The organism is Rhizobium sp. SRDI943 (assembly GCF_057653695.1).
The window spans coordinates 201,563-223,516 of the sequence record NZ_JBYGKN010000002.1 but is presented as its reverse complement, the minus strand read 5'-3'; the positions used below and the strand labels follow the sequence as shown (position 1 = coordinate 223,516).

Below are 21,954 nucleotides of genomic sequence, written 5' to 3'. Positions count from 1 at the left end.
GCGCAATGAAGGTTCTGATCGTCGAGGACGACCCGCTGCACCGGTCCTATCTGCACGAGGCGGTCAACGCGGCTCTGCCGGAATGCGATACGGTGATCGAGGCGGAGAATGGAACCGTCGGCGAGAAGCTCGCCCGCGACCACAAGTCGGCGCATATCGTCATGGACCTGCAGATGGCAAACCGCAACGGCATCGAGGCGGCGCGCACCATCTGGAAGGAGCGGCCGGAGACCCGCATCCTGTTCTGGTCGAATTACTCGGACGAGGCCTACGTACGGGGCGTCTCGCGCATCGTGCCGGATGGCGCCGCCTATGGCTATGTGCTGAAATCCGCCTCCGACGAGCGGCTGAAGCTTGCGCTGCGCTCGATCTTCATCGAGAGCCAGTGCGTCATCGACCGCGAGGTGCGGGGCCTGCAGCAAAAGAGCCTCGGCCAGACGAACGGCTTTACCGATTCCGAATACGAGATCCTTGTCGATATCGCGCTCGGCCTCACCGACCGGGCCATCGCCAAACGTCGGGGCCTTTCCCTGCGCAGCGTGCAGAACCGCCTGCAGCAGCTCTACGACAAGCTCGACGTCTACCAGAGCGCCGGCGACGACCACGAGGACGGCCGCTTCAATTTGCGCGCCCGCGCCGTCACCGTCGCTTTCCTGCGCAAACTCCTGAACTACAGCGCTCTGGAGCGGGCTGAGGCAGAACTGCAGGAATGGCTTGAGGGAAAGTAGTTCCGGACTTGCGCGGAATGAACGGGGATCAGAGACCTGGTGCGGCCCAGCCGTTCACGGCGCATGAGCCAGCGCGATCGCATCGGCGGCTTCCTCGCAGCGATCGCTGAGCGTGCTGGTCGCCACGCGAATATGACTGCTTGGCAGGACGGAGAATTTGCTGCCCGGGTTGACGGCGATATTGCGTGCGGCAAGCGTCACCATCGCGAATGGTTCGGAGACGACGGGCACCCAGAGGCACAGGCCCTGGCTTGGTGGTATCGGTATTCCCCGTTCGCTGAGCGCATCGGCAAGAGCGTCGCGCCTCTGCCGATAGATCTCGCGCGCCTCGGCGATAAGCTGCCAGGTTGCCGGATCGCGCAATAGCCAGGCGGCGGCACCTTGCACGATACGGCTGGTCCAGCCGGCGCTGAAGGAACGGTAAGACTGGATCTGGTCGACGATCGGCGCGGAACTCGACAGAACTGCGAGACGCAGATCCGGGCCGAGGCTTTTCGAGAGTGAGAGGATATGGATCGTCCGCTCCGCAAATCGGTCGCCGAGCGACTGCGGAGGTGCCGCCGACACGTCGCCGACGCCGTCATCCTCGATGATAAGCGTATCGCTGTCTTCCAGCACATCGCCGAGCTGATCGAGGCGGGATGAACTGACCGTAACGCCGGTCACCGAATGCAACCGCGGCTGGAACAGGAAAGCCGCCGGACGTTGCTGCAATGCTTCGCGCAGCGAATCCGGCAGCGGGCCTTCGCCGTCGCAGGCGACAGGGATGATTTTTACGCCGAGATCTTCCAGAATATCGAGCAGCCGCATCCCGGTCGGATGTTCGATCGCGACCGACGAACCCGAGGAAACCAGTGCATGCAATATCGTATAGACGGCGTTGTAACCGCCATTGGTCGCCAGAAAGGCTTCCGCCTCATAGGGCCATCGCTCTGAAACGGCGTCCTTCAACTCAGGGACGATCCGGCTGCGCTCATAGCTGTTGAGGTCATCGACGGACGCGCCATAGGCCATCGCTTCGGCGAGCCGCGGAAGAAGTGCTGCATCCGGTCCGGCTAAGGTGAGGTCGAGCACACCTGCCGCATAATTTCCCGAGCTGGCGAGGCGTTCCGGCTTGGCGACAAAGCGGTCACCGCTGACCCAGGTGCCGTTGCGCCCCCGGCCGCTGATGATCTTCTGCCGCCGCAATTCGCTCCAGGCTTCGGAGATCGTCGCCGGGCTGACATGCAATTCGTAAGCGATATCGCGGATCGCCGGCAGGCGCGTCCCAATGGGCAGGACACCGGCACGGATCAGCGCGCTCGTTTCGAGAGCGATCCCCCTGATACTGCGGTCGGCTATTTTTTCGGCAAACCAGGAGGCTTCGACCGTATCGCCCATTTTTCTCTCACTTTAAATGTTCAATAACGTAATAACATTTGTACTATGCATTTTGAACATTTAATTTGCCGCTCGTCGAGCAATTTTGTGAGTTTTTGCATGCCTGTGACGCTTCGCATCGCCCTCCGGGACTGGGATTACATGACACCGCTCGTCCTCGGAGATGTCAGTTCTTCCCGCCTCGATATCAAAGTGGATCGCGTCGGCACGCTGGTCTCCAGCCTCGCCGATGATGCGGCGCATGACGCCGCGGAAATGTCCTTCAGCCGCTATTCGCAGATGCGTCATGATGGCGATGATCGGGTTCTGGGCATGCCGAACTTCATCATGCGCGGCTTCCGCCATCGCTGCATCATCACCACCAAGGATAGTCCGATCTGCAAGCTCTCCGATCTGGCCGGCAAGAACATCGGCGTGACCGGCTGGCGCGATTCCGGAAACACCTGGACCCGTGCTGCGTTGCGCCGGGAAGGCGTCGGCGTCGAGGATGCCATGTGGTATGCCGGGCGCCTGACGGAAGCTCATCCGATCGCCGACCGGCTCGATGGTTTTGGACGGCCCGGCCGTATCGAGGCTGCTCCCGGCGAGCGTCCGATGGTCGATCTGCTGCTGGATGGCGGGCTCGATGCCGTGTTCACGCCTTTCATGCCGAAGGGTTTCTTCGATCAGGAATCGCCGCTCCGCCAGGTGCTGGATGATTTCCGCGCCGCTGAGGTCACCTACTTCCACGAGGTTGGCTATATCCCGGGCATGCATCTGATCGGCTTCAAGGCTGATATCGTCAGGGAGAATCCCTGGATCATGGATGAACTCAGCGAGCTGATCGACGAGTCCCAGCGTCTGTGGCTGGAAAAGCGTGAGAAATACGCCGACACCACGCCCTGGATGATCGACGAACTGCGCCGCTGCGCGGCCGACCTGCCGCCGAACTGGAACATCAGCGGGCTTGCCGAGAACGAGGCAATGATCGCCGATTTTGCCGAAGAACTTTACGAACAGAAAGTCATGCCGCGCCTTTTGACGCCCGCCGAGTTGTTTCCGTGGCACGCCAAGGCGCGATGAACAAGGCCTGGGGAAACTCTTCGCAGGCCTCATCGTTGAATCACGATTTTCGCAAACCAAAAAAAAGGGGAATGACATGCACTCGAAACTGATCGCTTCCGCCGCCCTGCTGGGTCTGATGATGACGACTTCGGTCTTCGCTGAGGAAACGGCCGTACCAAAACAGACCGTCAACGACGCGCTTCGCGCCCGCCTGCCGGAGAAGATCCGCACGGACGGCAAGATGATCTCCGTCAACAACGGTTCCTTTCCGCCCTATGAAATCGTCACCGGCACGAAATTGACCGGCGCCAGCGCCGACCTGACCGATGCGATCGGCCAGATGCTCGGCGTCGAGATCGAGCACGAAACCGTCAGTGGACTGACCGCATTGCTCGCCGGCATCAATTCCGGCCGATACCAGTTCGCCTTCGGCCCGATCGGTGACTTCAAAACCCGTGAAGAGGCCAATGATTTCGTCGACTGGGTTCAGGAATACGTGGTCTTCTCCGTCCAGAAGGGCAATCCGAAGGCCATCGGTTCGCTCGACAGCGCCTGCGGCAATCGCATTGCTGTCATGGCCGGCGGCTCCGCCGAAAAGGTGATCCAGGCCCAGGTCGAAAAGTGCAAGACGGACGGCAAGCCTGCGGTCGAAGTGCAGTCCTATACCGACCAGCCGAGCTCTATCCTGGCGGTCCGCTCCAAACGCGCCGACGCCTTCTTCTCCTCGCAGGCACCCTTGACCTATTTCGTGTCTCAGGCAAACGGCCAGTTGGAATTGAGCGGCGTCGGCCAGAAGAATGGCTTCGACGACCTCTATCAGGGCGCCGTGGTGCCGAAGGGCTCGCCGCTCGGCCCCGTTCTGCTCGACTCGATCAAGGCGTTGATGGATAACGGCGCCTATGCCGCCATCATGAAAAAGTGGGGTCTTGAGAACAACATGATCAAGCAGCCCGGTCTCAATCTTGGTGGAGCCCTGCCGAAATGAGCAATGACCGCACGACTGCCGCATCGCCGTCTGGCGGTGCGGACTTCCGGGATGTTGCCCATGCCCACAAGCCCTTTCCAACGGGCCGGCTCCTCTTGTGGGTGGCAGTGCTCCTGATTGCCGCAAACTTCCTGTGGATCGTCGCCCACAACGAGAATTTCGGCTGGCCTGTCGTCGCGGCTTATTTCTTCGATCCGACTGTTATCAACGGCCTTTACGTCAGCCTGGGCCTGACGGTGGTCGCGATGGCCATCGGCATCGTGCTCGGCCTCGGACTGGCGATCGCCCGGCTGTCGAATGACCGGCTCGCTCGGTCGCTGGCATCGCTGTTCATCTGGTTCTTTCGCGGCACGCCGCTCCTGGTGCAACTGATCTTCTGGTACAACCTCTCGACCCTCTTTCCCGAACTTTCGATCACCATTCCGTTCGGCCCGACGCTCGCCAGCTGGGAGACCAATTCGGTGATTACGCCGATGACGGCGGCGATCGTCGGCCTGGCCTTGAACGAAGCGGCCTACATGGCGGAGATCATTCGTGGCGGCCTGCTCTCGGTCGATCGTGGCCAGTTCGAGACGGCGGAAGCCTTCGGCATGACCAAGGCGAGGGCGCTGTGGCGGATTATCATTCCTCAGGCGATGCGCTCGATCGTGCCGCCGACGGGCAACCAGCTGATCAGCATGATCAAGGCAACCTCGCTCGTCAGCGTCATCGCCATGGCCGATCTGCTCTATTCCGTCCAGTCGATCTATAATCGCACCTTCGAGATCGTCCCGATGCTGCTGGTCGCGGTCCTCTGGTACTTGCTTATCACCTCCATCCTCAATCTCGGCCAGAGCTATATCGAGGCCTATTACGGCCGCAGCGAACGGCGCAACAACACCGCTGCCGCCAAATCCGAGACCCTTACCGAGGAGGCAAGCCATTGACCGGTGCCGAAATTGCAAAGCCCCTCGTCAGAGCCCGCAACGTCCACAAGTCCTTCGACCAGCTCGAAGTGCTGAAGGGGATCGACCTCGACGTCATGCCGGGTGAAGTCGTCGTCGTGCTCGGCCCGTCCGGGTCGGGAAAATCGACCTTCCTGCGCTGCATCAACCATCTCGAAGCGATCAATAAGGGGTTTATCGAAGTCGATGGCGAGCAGATCGGCTACCGTCTCCGCAAGGACCGGCTGGAAAAGCTGTCGAGCAACGGGATCGCCAGCCAGCGGCGCAAGATTGGCATGGTGTTCCAGCAATTCAATCTCTATCCGCATATGACGGTGCTGCAGAACATCGTCGAGGCCCCGATCGGCGTGCACGGAGAAAGTCGTAAGGCCGCGACCGAGAACGCCATGCGGCTTTTGGAGCGGGTCGGCCTATCGGAAAAGGCGGGTAGCTATCCCCGCCAGCTCTCCGGCGGCCAGCAGCAGCGCGTCGCCATCGCCCGCGCCCTGGCGATCAAGCCGAAGCTGATGCTGTTCGATGAGCCTACTTCGGCGCTCGACCCAGAACTCGTCGGCGAAGTGCTGGCCACCATGCGCGATCTCGCCAAACAGGGCCTGACGATGATCGTCGTGACCCACGAGATCGGTTTCGCCCGTGAGGCGGCCGATCGGGTGGTGTTCATGGACGGCGGCAATGTCGTCGAAATGGGCAAGCCCGAGGATGTCATCGGCAATCCACAACATCCCCGGACCCAGGCTTTTCTCGCCCGTTTTCTCTGACCGGTGTCAGCTCGCTGCTTCGACCCTCGGGCCGGAGCAATCGTCCTTTTCGACCAATACTGGATGTTTTCATGCCCACGCTCGACAATGCCTATGCCCGCCTTTCCGATTTCGAAGCCATGGAGGCGGAGCTGAAGGCGACCCGCCAGCACCTGCATGCCCATCCGGAACTCTCCTTCCAGGAAGCGGAAACAGCGCGTTTTGTCGCGGAAAAGCTGGAAGGCTGGGGTTATGACGTGACCCGCAATGTCGGCGGTCACGGCGTTGTCGCCCGCCTCAGCGCCGGCAAGGGCAGCAAGGGCATCGCCATCCGCGCCGATATGGATGCGCTGCCGATCGTCGAGGCAACCGGACTTGCCTATGCCAGCGGCACCCCCGGCAAGATGCACGCCTGCGGCCATGACGGCCACACGACCGTGCTGCTCGGCGCCGCCGAATATCTGGCCCGTACCCGCCGCTTCAGCGGCACGGTGACGTTGATCTTCCAGCCTGCTGAAGAGGCGAGCAAGAATAGCGGCGCTCAGGCAATGATCGCCGACGGCCTGTTCGAACGGTTCCCGTTCGACGCCATCTTCGGCCTCCACAACCATCCCGGCGCTCCGGAAGGCACCATCCTGCTGCGATCCGGCCCAATGATGGCGGCGTCGGACACCGTCGAGATTACCATCAAGGGCAAAGGCGGCCATGCCTCGCGGCCGCACCTGACCATCGATCCCGTGGTCGTGGCGTGCAACCTCGTCGTCTCGCTGCAGACGATCATCTCGCGCAACCTCGACCCGACCCAGACGGCGGTCATCACTGTCGGCACGATCCATGCCGGCGATGCCGTCAATGTCATTCCTGAGTATGCCAAGCTCGCATTGAGCGTGCGCTCCTTCGAGCCTGGCATTCGCGACCTCCTGCAGGAACGCATCACCAAGCTCGCCCGTTCGGTATCGGACGGTCATGGTGCTTCGATCGAGATCAACTACGATCGCGGCAATCCTGTCGTCGTCAATTCGCCCGATGAGACAGATTTTGCCCGGATCGTCGCGGCGGAACTGGTCGGCGAAGACAAGGTCGCGACCTGCCCGCTCATTCCCGGCAGCGAGGATTTCTCGCACTTTCTCGAGCACAAGCCGGGCAGCTTCCTGCGTCTCGGCAACGGCATGAATTCCGCCATCCTGCATAGTCCCAAATATGATTTCGCCGATGCCAGCCTCACGGTTGGCGCAGCCATGTGGGCAAGGCTCGCGGAACGCTACCTCCAGGATGACGCCTGAAGTCCCGGTCGCCAGCTTGACCGCGTCGCATTTGGAGCTTGCGCTTTCTGTAGCGCAAAAGGATTTTGTAGCGAGAACATCAGTTCAACATCTCTCGCCGCAATCCAGGATGCGCAGCATGATTGCCAACTACAACGACGCCGGACTCGACCTGTCTTACGATCTCGAATTTTACGCATTGATGGCGGAAAGCTTCGAACGAAGCGTGGGACGCCGCCTGACGCCGGAAGGCCAGGGTGCCGAATGGCTGTATGACCACTCGCCGGCGGTGGTCCTTGCTCACAATACCGACGCCGATCCGCGCTTTATCTACGCAAACCGCGCCGCCCAGGCCTGTTTTGAATATTCATGGGACGAGTTCATCACTTTGCCATCGCGCCTTTCGGCGGAGGCACCCGATCGCGCGGAACGTGACAGGCTGTTGAATACCGTGGCGGCCAACGGCTTTATCGCCGACTACCGCGGACTTCGCATTGCCAAGTCAGGGCGGCGTTTCTATATCGAGAACGCCATCGTCTGGGATCTCGTCGACCGCATCGGATGCCGTCGCGGTCAAGCTGCGACATTCGTTTCCTGGAAAGACGTGCAGGCGGATTGAGCGTCGGCTACGGAGACGCCGACCACGCGCGGATATGTTTCCGCCACTTTGCAAACCATGTCGTTTGCCATTTGGTTGCCAAAAAACCATGATTGCGTCACATAGATCGCACATCGACACTCGGCATCAAGAATTGGATCAACGCTGAATGCGCATAGCCTACGTTTTCCTTGGTGCATTTCTTGCAATTGCACAGTCCGCATATGCTGAAGTCGCATCACCGCCTGTTTTGGCGCCGCTAAAGCGACAAGCGCAGGCCGCTGAGTTGAGCGCACAATTTCTTTCGCGGTATAGCTACAAGCCCGTTCCACTCGACGACGCCTTGTCGGCCAGGATCATGGATCAGTTCATCAAGTCACTTGATCCGGACCGCATGCTCTTCCTGCAAGCGGACATCGACAAGTTCATGTCCGATCGCAGCGAGATCGACGATGCGATAGAACGGAAGGACTTGAAGATCCCGTTTGCGATTTTCAACGCCTATGAACAGCGCGTTGTCGACCGCATGAACTATGCGCGCAGCCTGCTGAAGCAGGACTTCGATTTCAGTACGCAGGAAAATTATTCGGTGCTGCGCGATAAAGCGCCGTGGTCGCAGTCGAAAGCCGAGAGCAATGAGCTTTGGCGCAAGCGCGTCAAGAGCGACTGGTTGCGGTTGAAACTCGGCGGCAAAAACGACGCGGCCATCCGCGAAACGCTCGACAAACGTTATGAGAACATACTCGAGCGCGCTTACAAGTTTAAAAGCGACGACGTTTTCCAGTCGTTCATGGATGCCTATTCAACGTCGATCGATCCGCACACGGACTATTTCGGCGCGGCCGCTTCAGCCGACTTCAATGTCTCGATGAAGCTTTCGCTGTTTGGTATCGGTGCCGTGCTGCAGGAACGCGACGACTACACGACGATCCGTGAGCTCGTGCCTGGCGGGCCGGCGCAGCTTTCCGGCAAGCTCGCGGTCGGAGACCGCATTACGGGCGTTGGTCAAGGCAAGGATGGGGCGATCAAAGAAGTGGTGGGCACGCGCCTTGATGAAGTCGTGCAGATGATACGCGGAAAAAAAGACTCCGTCGTGCGGCTGGATATCCTGCCGGCAGATGCCGGAGCAGATGGCACGCATCGCGTCATCAGCCTGGTGCGCGATAAAATCAGTCTCGACAAGCAGGCTGCCAGGAAGACTGTGCTGTCCGTGAAGGCGGGCGACGCCACGCGTAAAATCGGGATCATCACGCTGCCGGTATTCTATGAGGATTTTGAAGCCAAGCGCAAAGGTGACCAGGATTACAAAAGCGCAAGCCGCGATGTCGCCAAGCTTCTCGACGAACTGAAGGAAGAAAAGGTCGACAGCGTTCTGATTGACCTGCGCAACAATGGCGGCGGTTCATTGGACGAGGCGATTGATTTGACCGGTCTCTTCATCGGCAATGGACCGGTCGTTCAGCAACGCGGCAGCGACGGCAAGATCGAGGTCAAAAGCGCTGAGCTTGCAGCGCCTGTCTGGGCAGGCCCGATGGGTGTCCTGATCAATCGCGGCTCGGCGTCGGCTTCAGAGATTTTTGCCGCGGCCATCCAGGATTATGGTCGAGGCGTGATCGTCGGCGAACCCAGTTTCGGGAAGGGCACCGTTCAGACCGTCGTCGACCTTGACCAGATCGTCCGCAACAGCAAGCCTGAGTTCGGGGAGCTGAAAGTGACGATTGCCCAGTTTTTCCGGGTCAACGGCGGTACGACGCAGCTGCGCGGCGTGACGCCTGATATCAGCTTACCGGGACTTACCGATCCCACGAGCTTCGGCGAGACCAGTTATGACAATGCGCTGCCGTGGGCGCAGGTCAAGCCCGCGAATTACACGCCCTCCGACACTGTCTCGACGTTGCTGCCGACATTGCAAAGCCGCCATGATGCGCGGGCTGGAAGCGATCCGGATTTCCAACGCTTGTTAAAAGACCTTGCCGACCTCAAGGCACAGCGCGAGAAAGGGGTTATCTCCCTCAATGAAGCGGAACGTCGCAAAGAAGCGACGGCTCGAGAGAAACGGTTCAAGGATCGAGCGCAAGTGAGCGATGGCGAGGATCCGGGTGGAGATGATGGTCTGGAGGCAGGCGAGCGCAGCCTGAGCGCTGATATTGCCATCGAGAATGCTCGCAAGAACGCAAAGGACGTCCTGCTCGATGAAGCCGCCGCCATTCTTGCCGACGAGGCGGATTTGCAGCAAGGCGGGCTAAAGGCAGCCACAAAACAAACGGGAAACACGAACGGAAAATAATCGTCGCTGACCGGCGCAACGGTTGCGCAGCTTTGCGATCACCTTGGCATTATGGGCCTGGCTTCAGTTCCCTTCAAGGCGAGGGGACCCATGCAGTGTCCAATTCAGGCGCTGTGTCGGCGATTTCCGGATCGGCGTGATGACAGGCGGTCAGAAGACCTGGGGCCGCCGTTCGCCTGGTCAGGGCAGGCTCCTGTTCTGCACAGATCGACGTCGCTTTCCAGCAACGCGTTCGAAAACGGCATCCGCTGGGCGGATTTGCGGGGCTCGGCAGATCTCCCTGCAGAACGATACGCTTGCGCTGCGCACGACGCCTCGGATCCGGTGTCGGGACCGCCGACATCAGTGCCTGCGTGTAGGGATGGGCCGCCGCGCTGAAGATCGATTGCTTCGGCCCCGTTTCAATGATCTTGCCGAGATACATGACCATCACACGGTCCGAGACATGCCGCACGACGGCGAGATCATGCGCGACAAACAGCATCGCCAGATTGCGCTCGCGCCTCAATCCGGCCAGCAGGTTGATCACTTGCGCCTGCACCGAGACGTCGAGGGCCGAGACAGGCTCGTCGCAGACAAGAAGTGTCGGATTGAGCGCGAGAGCGCGGGCAATGCCAAGGCGCTGCCGCTGGCCGCCTGAGAATTCCGCGGGATAACGCTCCGCATGCTCGGCGCGCAGCCCGACGGATTCGAGCAGCTTGACCGTCTCTTCACGCCAGTTGCTCTTGGGCACGACCCCGGGGTGCAACGCCCAGGGTTCGGAAATCAGCCGGTCGACCCGCATGCGGGGATTGAGCGACTGGTAGGGGTCCTGGAAAACGACCTGCATCTTGCGGCGCAATTCATGCAGCCGCCGGCCACCGGCTGTCGTAATGTCCACACCGTCAAGCAAAGCGCTGCCGCTTGTTGCCGGTCCAAGCTTCAAGAGCGTCCGAACCAGCGAGGTTTTGCCGCAACCGCTTTCGCCGACGAGGCCGAGCGTCTCTCCACTGGCAATCTCGAAGCTGACATCGTCGACGGCACGCACCGGTGCAGAGGAGCTACCGAAGTGCCGGGAGAGGTTTTGGATCTTGAGCAGAGGTTCGATCATACTGGTGATACCGGGAAGTGGCAGGCGGCCTGGCGGCCCGGCCCTACGGTTTCAAGAGAGGGGACGACCTCGGCACAGAGCCCTTCGGCGCGTGGACAGCGCGTTCTGAATGCGCAGCCGGAAGGCAGGGCGACAGGATTGGGCGCGGAGCCGGGGATCGGCACCAATTCGTCTTCATCCGTGTCCATGCGCGGCTGCGAGGCAAGCAATCCGACGCTGTAGGGATGGCGGGCATCTTCGAACAGTTCGAAGACGCTTGCGGTTTCGACGACGCGGCCGGCATACATGACGGCAACGCGATCGGCGAGTTCGGCGACGACGCCGAGATCATGGGTAATGAAGATCATGCCGGCATCGCTGCGTTTGCTGATAGTCTCCAGAAGATCAACCACCTGCGCCTGGATCGTCACGTCGAGCGCCGTCGTCGGCTCGTCTGCGATGATGACATCCGGTTCCAGTGCCACGGCCATGGCGATCATGATGCGTTGGCGCATGCCGCCCGAAAATTCATGCGGATATTGCCTGGCACGGCTTTCAGGGTCGGGAATGCCGATGGCCGTCAGAAGGTCGATCACGGCCTTTTCGACACCGCCTTCCGGAGTGCGGCCGTGGATGCGGAACATTTCAGCGATCTGCCAACCCACGGAATAGACCGGGTTGAGCGCTGCGAGCGCATCCTGAAAGATCAGGGCGATCCGATCGCCGCAGAGATCGCGCCGCTCGTTTCGCGAGAGCTGCAACAGCTCGACACCGTCGAAACGGATCGATCCTTGATTGATTTCGCCAGGAGGGTTGGGAACGAGATCCATGATGGCCGATGCGGTCACCGACTTGCCGGAGCCGCTTTCGCCGAGCAGCGCCAGAACCTCTCCACGCTCGAGCGAGAAGGAGACGCCGTTGAGCGCCAGGATGCGGCCGGCTGCCGTATCGAAACTGACCTGCAAGTCCTTGACTTCGAGAAGAGCCATCAGCGCCTCCGGCTGACAAGACGCCAGTGCTGCGACGGGTCATTGATGATCCGGAACCAGTTGGCGAGGAGATTGAAGGACATGGTCGTGAGCATCACAGCCAGGCCGGGGAAAAAACCCAGCCACCAGGCGGATGACAGATATCCCTGGCCCTGCGCCACCATCAGGCCCCAGCTCACCGCAGGTGGCTGGATGCCGAGGCCGAGATAGCTCAGCCCGGATTCGAACAGCATGACCATGGCGAGATTGACCGAGGCGAGCGTCAGCATCGTGGGAGCGACGCTTGGGAGAATGTGATTGCGCAATATCCAGACAGGCCCGCCGCCAAAGACGCGCGCCGCATCAACGAAAAGCCTCTCCCGGACTTCGAGAGTTTCGGCTCTTGCGACGCGGATATAGGCCGGCATGCGGGTAACGGCGAGCACGATGATGAGGTTACCGACGCTCGGGCCGAACAGGTAGAGCCCGAAGAGCGCCACCAGCAGTGTCGGGAAACCCAGAATGATGTCGCAGATCCGCATGACAAGGTTGCCGATGATGCCACCGAAGTAACCGGCGATCACGCCGAGCAGCGTTCCGCCGATCAGGCTCGTCAGAACGGTCACCAGCGCTATGCCGATCGTCGTCGATGCCGCCTGAATGAGGCGAACGAGAAGTGGTCTCCCCAGAGCGTCGGCGCCCAGCCACAACGTCCAGGACTGGCCGAAGTCGAAGGGCGGCAGGTTGCGCGCCTTCAGCGAAATGCGGTTTTCGCCCAGCAGCGACGATGCATCCGCAAGAATGGCAAGGACGACGATCAGCAGCCAAATTGTCGCTGCGACCGCCATAGGGTCACCCGCGAGCGCACGCATGAACCACAAGATGCGGCGGCTTCGGCGCTCGCGGGCAGGGAGGACGTCGGCGGAGGTGCTGGTCATTCGACCCTCACACGCGGATCGATCGATGCATAGAGCATATCGACCAGGATATTGATGACGAAGATAACGACGGCGACCGCGAAGATCGATGCCTGGACGATCGCGAAATCGCGCTTCAGGATGCCGTCGATCAGCAGCTTGCCGATGCCGGGAAACCCGAAAACAACCTCGACGACGCCACCGCCGCCGGCGAACTGGGCGGCGAGGTCACCGGTCACGGTCACCGCGGGCAGGAGGGCATTGCGCAGCGCATGCACGAAGGTAACCCGGCCGCCGCGCGCGCCCTTGGCCCGCGCAGTCCGGACAAATGTCGCGTTCAGTGCTTCGATCATCGAGCCGCGGACGATCTGCACCAGCGTCCCGAACGGTCTGGCAAAAAGACAGGCAACCGGCAGGATCCAATAGATCGGACCGCCGAAACCCGATGTCGGCAGAATGCGCAAGGTGACGGCAAATAGCAGAACGCCCATCAGCCCGAGCCAGAAATCCGGCACGCTGGCCGCCGCCTGCGACAGCACGTTGATGGCCCGGTCGATCCAACCGCCGGCATTGACAGCGGCAATTGATCCGATGATGACGGCGGCGATGAAGGCCAGGGTCAAGGCAATGGCACCGAGCGCCAGCGTGTTCGGCAGCGCCTCCAGGACAACGTCCATGGCCGGGCGGTTGTGCCAAAGCGACGTGCCGAAATCGAGGCTCAGCATATCCCCGGCCCAATCGAGGAATTGCCACGGGAGGGAACGATCGAGGCCGAGACGGACGCGCATGGCTTCGCGGGCGCCATCCGAGGCATCGACGGGCAGGTAGAGATTGACGGGATCGCCCGTCAACCGCACGAGGAAGAAGGCGGACGTCATCAATGCTGCAAGGGCGAGTGCCGCAAAGGCCGCACGTTTCAGGAAGTAGGTGAAGGACATCCGCTCTCCTCAAGGGACGTTCGGCAACCAGTCTGCGCCGTCAGCGGTAGCTGATCGATTTAAGCTTGATCTCGTTGCCGGCCTGCACATCGGGCGTGTAGGTGACGTTCTCGGCGACGCGGGCAATCGTGACCATGTGGAACAGCGGCACGATATTGACCGCATCGACGGCGATGTAGCTGAAGGCCTCCTCGAACAGTTTCTTGCGTTCGTCGCCGGTTGCCTTCGACGCGTCGGCAATCAATGTGTCGAGTTTGGCATCGGCGATGGTCGACTGGTTGCCGTCGGTGGTAAAACGGTTCGGCAGCGTGAATACGGCGTCGCCTTCGGTGTTGTCGATCTGCGTCTGCAGGATCGACGGCTGACGTTCCTTGTCCCAGGGCTTAAGAAGCTTCTTCAGCCACGGGCTTGTTTCAAGCATTTCGAGCCGGGCATTGAAACCTGCATCCGCGAGCATCGCCTGAATGGCTTCCAGGCTTTCGGACGAATTGGGATAGATGCCGATGCGGCCGTAGATGACGATTTCCTTGTCAACCGGCACGCCATCGGCTTTCGCCGCGGCGAGCAGGGACTTCGCTTTTTCGAGATCATACGTCCAGACGGGGATGTCGGGATTGAAGCCGAAGACGGACGGCGGCACCGCCTGCATCGCCTTTTGGGCATCCTGGTGGAAGATGGTGCCGACAAGTCCGTCCCGGTCGATCGCAAGATTAAGGGCTTCGCGCACGCGTTTGTCGTTGAGTGGCGCAATTTCTGCGTCGATCCTCAGCAGCGAGGTTTCGGCGTTCGGGAAGGCATGATCCTGTTCCGTCGTGCCGTCCTGGGGTGCTATTTCATAGGCGATCTGCGCTTCACCGGTGGCGACCATTGCCGCGCGAACAGCGGATTCGGCGCGCCAGATGATGGTCGCGTTCTTGATCGCCGGCTTGTCGCCCCAATAGCCGTCATAGGCCACGAGGTCGACCGATTGCCCGGGCGTCCACGCTGCAAGCTTGTAAGGTCCGGTTCCGGCCGGGGAGCGCGACTTGCCGTCGTTCGGGGTCGCCGGCGAACCGATGTCCACGGCGGACATCTTGTTCGGCAGGATCGGCTCGACGATATCCGTTTTGATGAGGAGGGTGGTGGGGTTCACCGCTTCTGCATTGAACTTGACGCCCTTCAGCGTCGCAAGTCCGACTTCGCAGGCCAGTGCCGGATCCTGCGCCCGCTTGAGAGCGGCAACGACTGCACTGGCATCAAACGCCTTGCCGTCGTGGAAGGTGACGTCGTCGCGGAGCTTGAATTCCCAGGTCAGCTCGTCCACTTGCCGCCAGCTGGCGGCAAGGCTCGGGACGACTGATCCGTCGGCCGGGCTCAGATTGACCAGCGCTTCGGTGATGTTGTTGTGCAGAATGCGAGAATTGCCCGAAAGGTCGGTGTCACAGGGATCGAGCGACTTCGGTTCGTCGGTCACCACGACCGTCAGCTTATCCGAGGCAGCGTCGGCGCGAATTGCGCTGCCCGGACCCAGCAGAAATGCCAGTCCGATGCTCAGCGCACCAATTGCCTTCATCTTCTTCATGAAATCCCTCCTCCAGACCAAACGAGCGGCATCCTGTCCATCGCAGTGCCGTCTTGTGAAAACCACCCGGTTGAGCACCGCCGCAGCGGTTATCCAAATGGCTTTACTTCCTCCGCCAAGCGCGTAGTGTCAAATGTGACACTTACGCCGCCAAGCATGCTCGCTCGGTCCGGCGAAGTCAATATTATAATTCTCATATGGAATTCTAAGTTCATGATTGAACCAAAGCATGGCTCACCCATCGTCGAAAAGACCGCCCACCTGCTCGAGGCAGTCGCCGATGCGAGGACGGGAATTTCCCTGGCCGCGCTGGTTGATCAGCTTGGAGTTCCGCGTTCGACCGTCTACCGGATCCTCAATTCATTGGCCGCGCATGGGCTTGTGGCGCGGGTGAATGGTGGAGCGTCCTACGAGCTGGGGCCAAAATTCGTCGAGCTTGCGCGCCGCATCTCGCCTGGCGCCGACAGGGCAACGGTGATCGAGGCGGCAAGGCCGATCCTGACGGCTGCGGCTGACCGCATTTTCGAATCCTTCAGGCTGGCCGCCCCCGAAGGCAACGAGATGATGACGATATTTGCAGCCTCCAGTCCCGGCGATTATTCGCTCTTCATCAAGGTCGGCAGTCGCTCGCCTAAACATGTCGGCGCCGCCGGCAAGCTAGCGCTTGCCTATTCAGACTACGGTGACATCGAGGCCTATTGCAGCGTCGGACTGGAAGGAAAGACGCCATATACGATTACCGATCCGGAGGCGCTAAAGGAAGCACTCGTTGAAATTCGGCGCAATGGATGCGCTGAGGACAACCAGGAATCCAACCTTGGCCTCCGGGCCTTTGCCGCGCCTGTCTTCGATTCCGAGGGTCGACTTGTGGCAACGATCAGCGTCCCGTTTATCGGTGAAGCCACCCCAGACAGGGCGCGCGCAATCAAGCGCGAGGTTGTGGAGGGTGCCGCCATCTTGACAAAGGCGATTAATGGCAAACAGCCTTTATCCAAATAAGAAACATAAAATTCTCTATTGAACTCTCTATTCCTTGTGCTAGAGCTTCCACCGGACAATGGAGGATCTCATGACGGTTTTGGACCCATCAGTTTACGCAAAGCTTTTGCGGACGAATTCTGCAAGTCTCAGCACCCTGTTGCTGAAGCGTGGTTTGAAGAACACCGCGGTTCGCGGCGTGCGGCCGCTGGCGAGCGCCGGCAGGCCGATGATCGGCCCGGCCGTCACCGTACGCTACATCCCCGCGCGCGAAGATATCGACGCTTCGACTTACAGTTCGGATCCATCCAATCAACAGCGCAAGGCCATCGATACGATCCCCGACGGCCATGTTCTCGTCTTGGATTGCCGCTCCTTGGCGGAAGTCGCCGGCATTGGCGCCATGCTCGCCCGTCGTCTCGTCTATCGTGGCGCCGTCGGTCTTGTGCTCGACGGCGGCGTCCGCGATACGGCCGATATCGCGCAGTTGGGCCTCCCGACCTACTGCATGGGACCGGCAGCGCCGGCGAACCTGGTTGCCCACCACGCCTCGGACATGAACCAGCCAATCGCCTGCGGCGGCGTTGCCGTTTACCCCGATGACATCATCTTCGGCGACAGCGAAGCGGTGATCGTTATTCCGCGGGAATATGTCGACGACATTGCCGAAGAAGCCGTCGCGATGGAGGAGCAGGAAGAGTTTCTCAAGCTGGAAATCGAATCAGGCAAATCGACCTTGGGCGTATACCCGCCCAACAAGGAGACCCTGGAGCGTTATCAGGCCTGGCGCCAAGCGCGTCATATGACCGCATGACACCATTGCTTCAAAGCATTGTCTAAGGCTGCGTCTGCTCGCAGACTAACCCCTGCGTTGCTTCTTGTGAAACGCTCGACGTTGCTGCCGACATTGCAAAGCCGCCACGTGAATATTAGGGGACGAGCGCCATCCACTGGGGTTGATGCTTGACGCTCCACTCACGCGACTTCACACTTGCAGCGTCGAAGGTGAGTCGGACAGACTGTACCGTTTTTCGCATCCGTTGCTCATCTCAGGGGGAGTCGTCAGCAGAGCTGATTGGTCAACGCGCCGACCGACACCGGTTGGTCGCAAATAGGATCAAGAGTGATTGAGCTCGAACTCACAGCCGCTCCTGTTTGCTTGTGAGGTCGCGCCGTGGATAAAGTGCCATCAGCAGTCGATCCTCCTCGAGACAGCCCGCCTTGGCACCGGAATTTCCCAATGCCGAGGAACCGCTGGTCCCTGCTTTGGCCAGGGCTTTTGATATTAATTTTGCTTCTTGCAGGCACCGTCGTTTTTTACCGTGAAATCCATCACCTCGAAGATCCGGTCGGCCCCTTCGAAAATCGAACTGTCAATAAGGCTGCCCGATCATCTCGCATCGCCGCCCGCCCTGATCCAGCGGCTCCTTCTCCCCTCCCGTCGACGCCGATACCGCTGCAGCTGATCGAGGTCCCGAAGCTGGAGTTGGCAAGTCAGTTTCTGCGGATGTGGCGCGTCTCGGGGTCGAACTTTTGCGCTGCTCTTCGAGAAGCCGGCGTCGATATGAGCGAATGGAAAGCCGCATCGATGCGCAATCGCAGCTTTGAGTGTTATTTTCAGCGGATCTACGAACGCGACGAGGTGCGTCCACTCAGCTCGACCTTCGTTAAGGTTCGTGGAGATGAAATGGGCGATATTCTTGAGATCCGCGCCAAGATCATCGGGCCGACGACCGACGCCCAGGGACGTCTCTCCCCGGCCACCCTTCGCATTTTCGAGATCATCGTGAAGCAGGCGTGCTGGCGTGATTTCGAGGATACTCTTGCCTCGATCCGAAACCTTCAAAACGTTGAATCCGAACGATTCGGCTCCTATCTCAGCTTCACGCGCGAGGCCGGCGGCGCAAATATCTTCAATTTTGTTCTTGGTCTTAAGGCAACTTCAAATTCGCAGGTGAAGACCAAGTCGTATTTTTCGACTGAGCGCTGGCTCCAAATGCCCGCAGTGCTCCGGCGAGCTTCCTCCTCAGGGAGCGCTCGGGAACGTCCATATCAGCCAGCGCTCGATGACGGCTCAAGCACCCGTCACGGTCCGAGATCAAGCTGGAACTGCGGCTGAAGCCGCCGAACGCATGGACAGCCCCGGAAAAGAACATATCTTCGAAGGACCTTCCTTTCTGGAAGTCTCAAACCAAACAGCACGGGCACACATCCATGACCAAAGGCTCCGATCTTCTAGTGGCAGCGCTTGAAAACGAAGGTGTCGACCGCATTTTCGGCATTCCCGGCGAAGAGAACCTCGACGTCGTCGAATCCATCCGCAAGTCGTCGATTGAGCTCGTGCTCACCCGGCATGAACAGGCGGCGGCATTCATGGCCGCGACCTATGGCCGCCTGACTGGAAAGCCCGGCGTCTGCCTGACGACGCTCGGGCCGGGTGCCCTCAACCTCTCGACGGGTGCCGCATATGCCTTGCTCGGTGCGATGCCGATGGTGATGATCACCGGTCAGAAGGGGATCCTCTCGTCCCGCCAGGCACGTTTCCAGGTGGTCGACGTCGTCGCGTCGATGAAGCCGCTGACCAAGCTCGCAAGGCAGATCGTGTCGCCGCAGATGATCCCGACGACGGTCAGGGAGGCGTTCCGCATAGCCCAGGAGGAAAGGCCGGGTCCGGTCCATCTCGAGCTTCCGGAAGATATCGCGGCCGAGGAATGCCAGGAGGTGGCGCTGATTGCGCCGCATCAGCTCGAATTGCCGACGGCAAGCGACGCGGCTCTCGACCGCGCCGCTGCACTCATTGCCGCAGCCAAACGTCCGCTTCTGATGTTCGGGGCCGCCGCCTCTCGTCCACGCTCGACATCGGATATTGCGCAGTTTGTGATCCGTACGCGCATTCCGTTCTTTACCACCCAGATGGGGAAGGGAACGGTTCCCGGCGGAACCGAGCTTTATATGGGCACCGCCGCGCTGTCGGAGCGGGATTATGTCCATGAGGCCATCGAACAGGCCGACCTGATCATCACGATCGGCCATGATACCATCGAGAAGCCGCCGTTCATCATGGGCAAGAGCGGCCCGAAGGTCGTCCATATCGGATATCAGCCGGCGACCGTCGAGCAGGTCTATTTCCCGCAATCCGAAGTCATCGGCGACATCGGCCCCTCTCTGAAGGCGCTGGCCGATCGCCTCGAGGGCAAGCTACCAAACGCGCAAGCGCTTCTTCATCTGCGCGAGCGCATTCTCGAGCGTATCGCCGCGCGGGCGACGGAGGATCGCTTCACGCCACAGCGGCTGGTTCACGATATAAGAGAGGTGATGCCGCATGACGGCATCCTGGCGCTCGACAACGGCATGTACAAGATTTGGTTCGCGCGAAACTACCGGACGCGGATGGCGAACACGCTGCTGCTCGACAACGCTCTTGCGACCATGGGAGCCGGGCTGCCGTCTGCGATGGTTGCCTCGATGCTCTACCCGGAGCGGCGCGTCATGGCGATCTGCGGTGACGGCGGCTTCATGATGAATTCCCAGGAACTCGAAACCGCCGTCCGGCTGAAACTCAATCTCGTTGTCCTCGTGATCGAGGACAATGCCTATGGCATGATCCGCTGGAAGCAGGCGGTGGACGAGTTCCCGGATTTCGGGATGACTTTCGGCAATCCCGACTTCGTGAAATATGCCGAATCCTACGGCGCCAAGGGAACCAGGGTCGACGATATCGGCCAGTTCAAACAGGTTCTCGAAGAGGCGTTCGCCGGAGGCGGCGTCCATCTGGTGAACGTTCCTGTCGACTATTCGGAGAACGAACGCGTGCTGGTGAAGGAGCTTCGTGAACGGCTCCCCCAGATATTGGAGGCCTGAGATGCCGCTTGCCATGAAGGTCTACCAGGCGTTCGACCGCGAACCGATTGCAGAGCTGCCGGCCGATGACGCGGCCGCACTCGAACGCAAGCTTCAGATCGCCGCCAACGCCTTCGCCGATCGCGACGGCTGGCTGCCCGCGCATCAGCGGATGGCGGTCCTCAGAAAGGCGTCGGCGCTTTTGCAGGAGAACCGCGATCGTTTTGCGATGATGATCGCCCGTGAAGGCGGCAAGCCGCTGACGGATGCGATCATCGAGGTGACGCGCGGGATCGACGGCCTCCTCAATGCGGCGGACGAGCTGCGCAATTTCGGCGGCAAGGAAATCCCCATGGGGCTGACTGCGGCCAGCGCCAACAGATGGGCTTTCACCACCAAGGAGCCGATCGGCGTCGTGGCGGCGATCTCGGCCTTCAACCATCCGCTCAATCTCATCATCCACCAGATCGCGCCGGCGATCGCGGTCGGCTGCCCGGTTATCGTGAAGCCGGCGGCAACGACGCCGATTTCCTGCATCGAGATCGTCAAGCTGTTCTGGGAGGCAGGTCTCGATGAGCGCTGGTGCCAGACCCTCATCACCGAGGACAACGCGCTTGCCGAAGCCTTTGCAACCGATCGCCGCGTCGCGTTTTTGAGCTTCATCGGTTCCGCCAAGGTCGGCTGGTACCTCAAGGGCAAGCTGCCGCCGGGGACCCGATGCGCGCTTGAGCACGGTGGAGCGGCACCCGTCATCGTCGACCGCAGCGCCAATGTCGATGCGATCGTCGGCACCATTGTCAAAGGTGGCTATTATCACGCCGGGCAAGTCTGCGTGTCGGCCCAGCGTCTCTTCGTGCATGAAGATATTCTGGCTTCCTTCACCGAGGCTCTCGCTGCCAGGGTGGCAGCTCTGCATGTCGGCGATCCCACGCTTACGCAAACCGAGGTAGGGCCGCTCATCCTGCCACGCGAGGCAGACCGCGTCGCCGCCTGGATCAAGGAGGCGACGGACGCCGGAACCAGGCAGATCGGCGGCGGTCGGATGTCCGAGACGACACTTCTGCCTTCGGTTTTGCTGGACCCGCCTACTGAAGCGAAAGTATCCATGCTCGAGGTCTTTGGACCGCTGACCTGCGTCTACGGCTACCGCGACCTCGACGAAGCGATCGGCATTGCCAACTCGCTGCCCTATGCCTTCCAGGCGAGCGTCTTTTCCGCCGACATAGCGATTGCTCTCAGGGCGGCAAAACATTTGGATGCATCGGCCGTTCTCGTCAACGACCACACCGCGTTCCGCACCGATTGGATGCCTTTCGCCGGACGCAGACAGTCAGGATACGGCGTCGGCGGCATTCCCTGGACGATGGAAGAAATGGCCGACGACAAGATGGTGGTATTCAACCAGGTGACTTAGGGGCGGCGATCATGGGATCAACCGTTCGATTTCCATCGGCAGGTAAAACCCTTGGATAATAGACGATGCCTTCGCCGCGTGGCGGGTCACCGCGTCTGCCTAATTCTTGTAGGGCTACGGGATGGGTGTCGTGCACCGCCCAAAATTAGACAAACATTGGATAACTGCTTGCTCGGCCAGGATGGACTTGCCTCGCCCATAGCCGGGAGGCATGGTCTGCCTCGGAACAACGGAATCATGAAACTGTGGACGAGAGGTCCTTGGCCATGCTCGAAAGCTCGCGGCGCATCGCAAACATGGCTGA

At 60.4% G+C, this 21,954-nt stretch carries 19 protein-coding genes; 13 read left to right on the top strand and 6 right to left on the bottom strand.

Annotation, left to right across the window (positions count from 1 at the left end; all coding sequences use genetic code 11):
• Positions 1-5 precede the first annotated feature (5 nt).
• Complete coding sequence (locus AC245Y_RS25170) at positions 6-728, top strand: response regulator transcription factor (protein ID WP_003562390.1); 723 nt, start codon at positions 6-8, stop codon at positions 726-728.
• Positions 729-782: 54 nt separating this feature from the next.
• Here AC245Y_RS25170 and AC245Y_RS25165 read toward each other — a convergent pair whose 3' ends face one another.
• Positions 783-2,108 (bottom strand): aminotransferase-like domain-containing protein, encoded by a 1,326-nt coding sequence (locus AC245Y_RS25165; RefSeq protein ID WP_012755705.1) that lies wholly within the window; start codon positions 2,106-2,108, stop codon positions 783-785.
• 99 nt (positions 2,109-2,207) lie between these two features.
• Between AC245Y_RS25165 and AC245Y_RS25160 the strand changes: the two genes are divergently transcribed.
• The 7 genes from AC245Y_RS25160 (at position 2,208) to AC245Y_RS25130 (ending at position 9,965) form a co-directional block, all read left to right on the top strand.
• Entirely contained in the window at positions 2,208-3,170 is a 963-nt protein-coding gene (locus AC245Y_RS25160; RefSeq protein WP_017996141.1) for a substrate-binding domain-containing protein, read from the top strand.
• Between the two features lie 76 nt (positions 3,171-3,246).
• The gene (locus AC245Y_RS25155) at positions 3,247-4,137 is read left to right on the top strand and encodes an ABC transporter substrate-binding protein (protein ID WP_017996142.1); all 891 of its coding nucleotides are present in this window, start codon (positions 3,247-3,249) and stop codon (positions 4,135-4,137) included.
• Positions 4,134-5,063 (top strand): amino acid ABC transporter permease, encoded by a 930-nt coding sequence (locus AC245Y_RS25150; RefSeq protein WP_017996143.1) that lies wholly within the window; start codon positions 4,134-4,136, stop codon positions 5,061-5,063. The genes AC245Y_RS25155 and AC245Y_RS25150 overlap by 4 nt, the downstream gene beginning before the upstream one ends.
• Positions 5,060-5,839, top strand: coding sequence for an amino acid ABC transporter ATP-binding protein (locus AC245Y_RS25145; protein WP_017996144.1), 780 nt, complete (start codon positions 5,060-5,062; stop codon positions 5,837-5,839). The genes AC245Y_RS25150 and AC245Y_RS25145 overlap by 4 nt, the downstream gene beginning before the upstream one ends.
• A 71-nt stretch (positions 5,840-5,910) precedes the next feature.
• Positions 5,911-7,101, top strand: a complete 1,191-nt coding sequence (locus AC245Y_RS25140; protein WP_017996145.1) for a M20 aminoacylase family protein — start codon at positions 5,911-5,913, stop codon at positions 7,099-7,101.
• A 118-nt stretch (positions 7,102-7,219) separates the two neighbouring features.
• Positions 7,220-7,699, top strand: a complete 480-nt coding sequence (locus AC245Y_RS25135) for an MEKHLA domain-containing protein (protein WP_020487073.1) — start codon at positions 7,220-7,222, stop codon at positions 7,697-7,699.
• Between the two features lie 148 nt (positions 7,700-7,847).
• Entirely contained in the window at positions 7,848-9,965 is a 2,118-nt protein-coding gene (locus AC245Y_RS25130) for a carboxy terminal-processing peptidase (protein WP_017996147.1), read from the top strand.
• Positions 9,966-10,038: 73 nt separating this feature from the next.
• On the opposite strand, the gene AC245Y_RS25125 is transcribed toward AC245Y_RS25130, so the two are convergent.
• Genes AC245Y_RS25125 through AC245Y_RS25105 form a run of 5 tightly spaced genes read right to left on the bottom strand, consistent with a single transcriptional unit; the run spans position 10,039 to position 15,418 of the window.
• Positions 10,039-11,055, bottom strand: coding sequence for an ABC transporter ATP-binding protein (locus AC245Y_RS25125; RefSeq protein ID WP_026157578.1), 1,017 nt, complete (start codon positions 11,053-11,055; stop codon positions 10,039-10,041).
• Positions 11,052-12,023, bottom strand: coding sequence for an ABC transporter ATP-binding protein (locus tag AC245Y_RS25120; protein WP_050563544.1), 972 nt, complete (start codon positions 12,021-12,023; stop codon positions 11,052-11,054). Before AC245Y_RS25120 ends, AC245Y_RS25125 begins: the two co-directional genes overlap by 4 nt.
• Positions 12,023-12,940 carry an ABC transporter permease gene (locus tag AC245Y_RS25115; protein ID WP_017996148.1) on the bottom strand — a complete coding sequence of 306 codons (918 nt, stop codon included), beginning with the start codon at positions 12,938-12,940 and terminating at the stop codon, positions 12,023-12,025. The genes AC245Y_RS25120 and AC245Y_RS25115 overlap by 1 nt, the downstream gene beginning before the upstream one ends.
• Positions 12,937-13,857, bottom strand: a complete 921-nt coding sequence (locus AC245Y_RS25110) for an ABC transporter permease (protein WP_017996149.1) — start codon at positions 13,855-13,857, stop codon at positions 12,937-12,939. Before AC245Y_RS25110 ends, AC245Y_RS25115 begins: the two co-directional genes overlap by 4 nt.
• 40 nt (positions 13,858-13,897) lie before the next feature.
• A complete protein-coding gene (locus AC245Y_RS25105) occupies positions 13,898-15,418 on the bottom strand; it encodes an ABC transporter substrate-binding protein (protein ID WP_003562405.1) in 1,521 nt (506 codons plus the stop codon).
• Positions 15,419-15,631: 213 nt separating this feature from the next.
• On the opposite strand from AC245Y_RS25105, the gene AC245Y_RS25100 reads away from it, so the two are divergent.
• From AC245Y_RS25100 to AC245Y_RS25080, 5 genes are all read left to right on the top strand, one after another.
• Positions 15,632-16,417 carry an IclR family transcriptional regulator gene (locus AC245Y_RS25100; protein WP_003562406.1) on the top strand — a complete coding sequence of 262 codons (786 nt, stop codon included), beginning with the start codon at positions 15,632-15,634 and terminating at the stop codon, positions 16,415-16,417.
• A 70-nt stretch (positions 16,418-16,487) separates the two neighbouring features.
• Complete coding sequence (locus AC245Y_RS25095; RefSeq protein WP_017996150.1) at positions 16,488-17,210, top strand: ribonuclease activity regulator RraA; 723 nt, start codon at positions 16,488-16,490, stop codon at positions 17,208-17,210.
• Between the two features lie 426 nt (positions 17,211-17,636).
• Positions 17,637-18,515 (top strand): DUF6030 family protein, encoded by an 879-nt coding sequence (locus AC245Y_RS25090; protein WP_017996151.1) that lies wholly within the window; start codon positions 17,637-17,639, stop codon positions 18,513-18,515.
• A 95-nt stretch (positions 18,516-18,610) separates the two neighbouring features.
• Complete coding sequence (locus AC245Y_RS25085) at positions 18,611-20,257, top strand: acetolactate synthase large subunit (RefSeq protein WP_003562409.1); 1,647 nt, start codon at positions 18,611-18,613, stop codon at positions 20,255-20,257.
• Between the two features lies 1 nt (position 20,258).
• Positions 20,259-21,650, top strand: coding sequence for an aldehyde dehydrogenase family protein (locus AC245Y_RS25080; RefSeq protein WP_017996152.1), 1,392 nt, complete (start codon positions 20,259-20,261; stop codon positions 21,648-21,650).
• Positions 21,651-21,954: the final 304 nt, after the last annotated feature.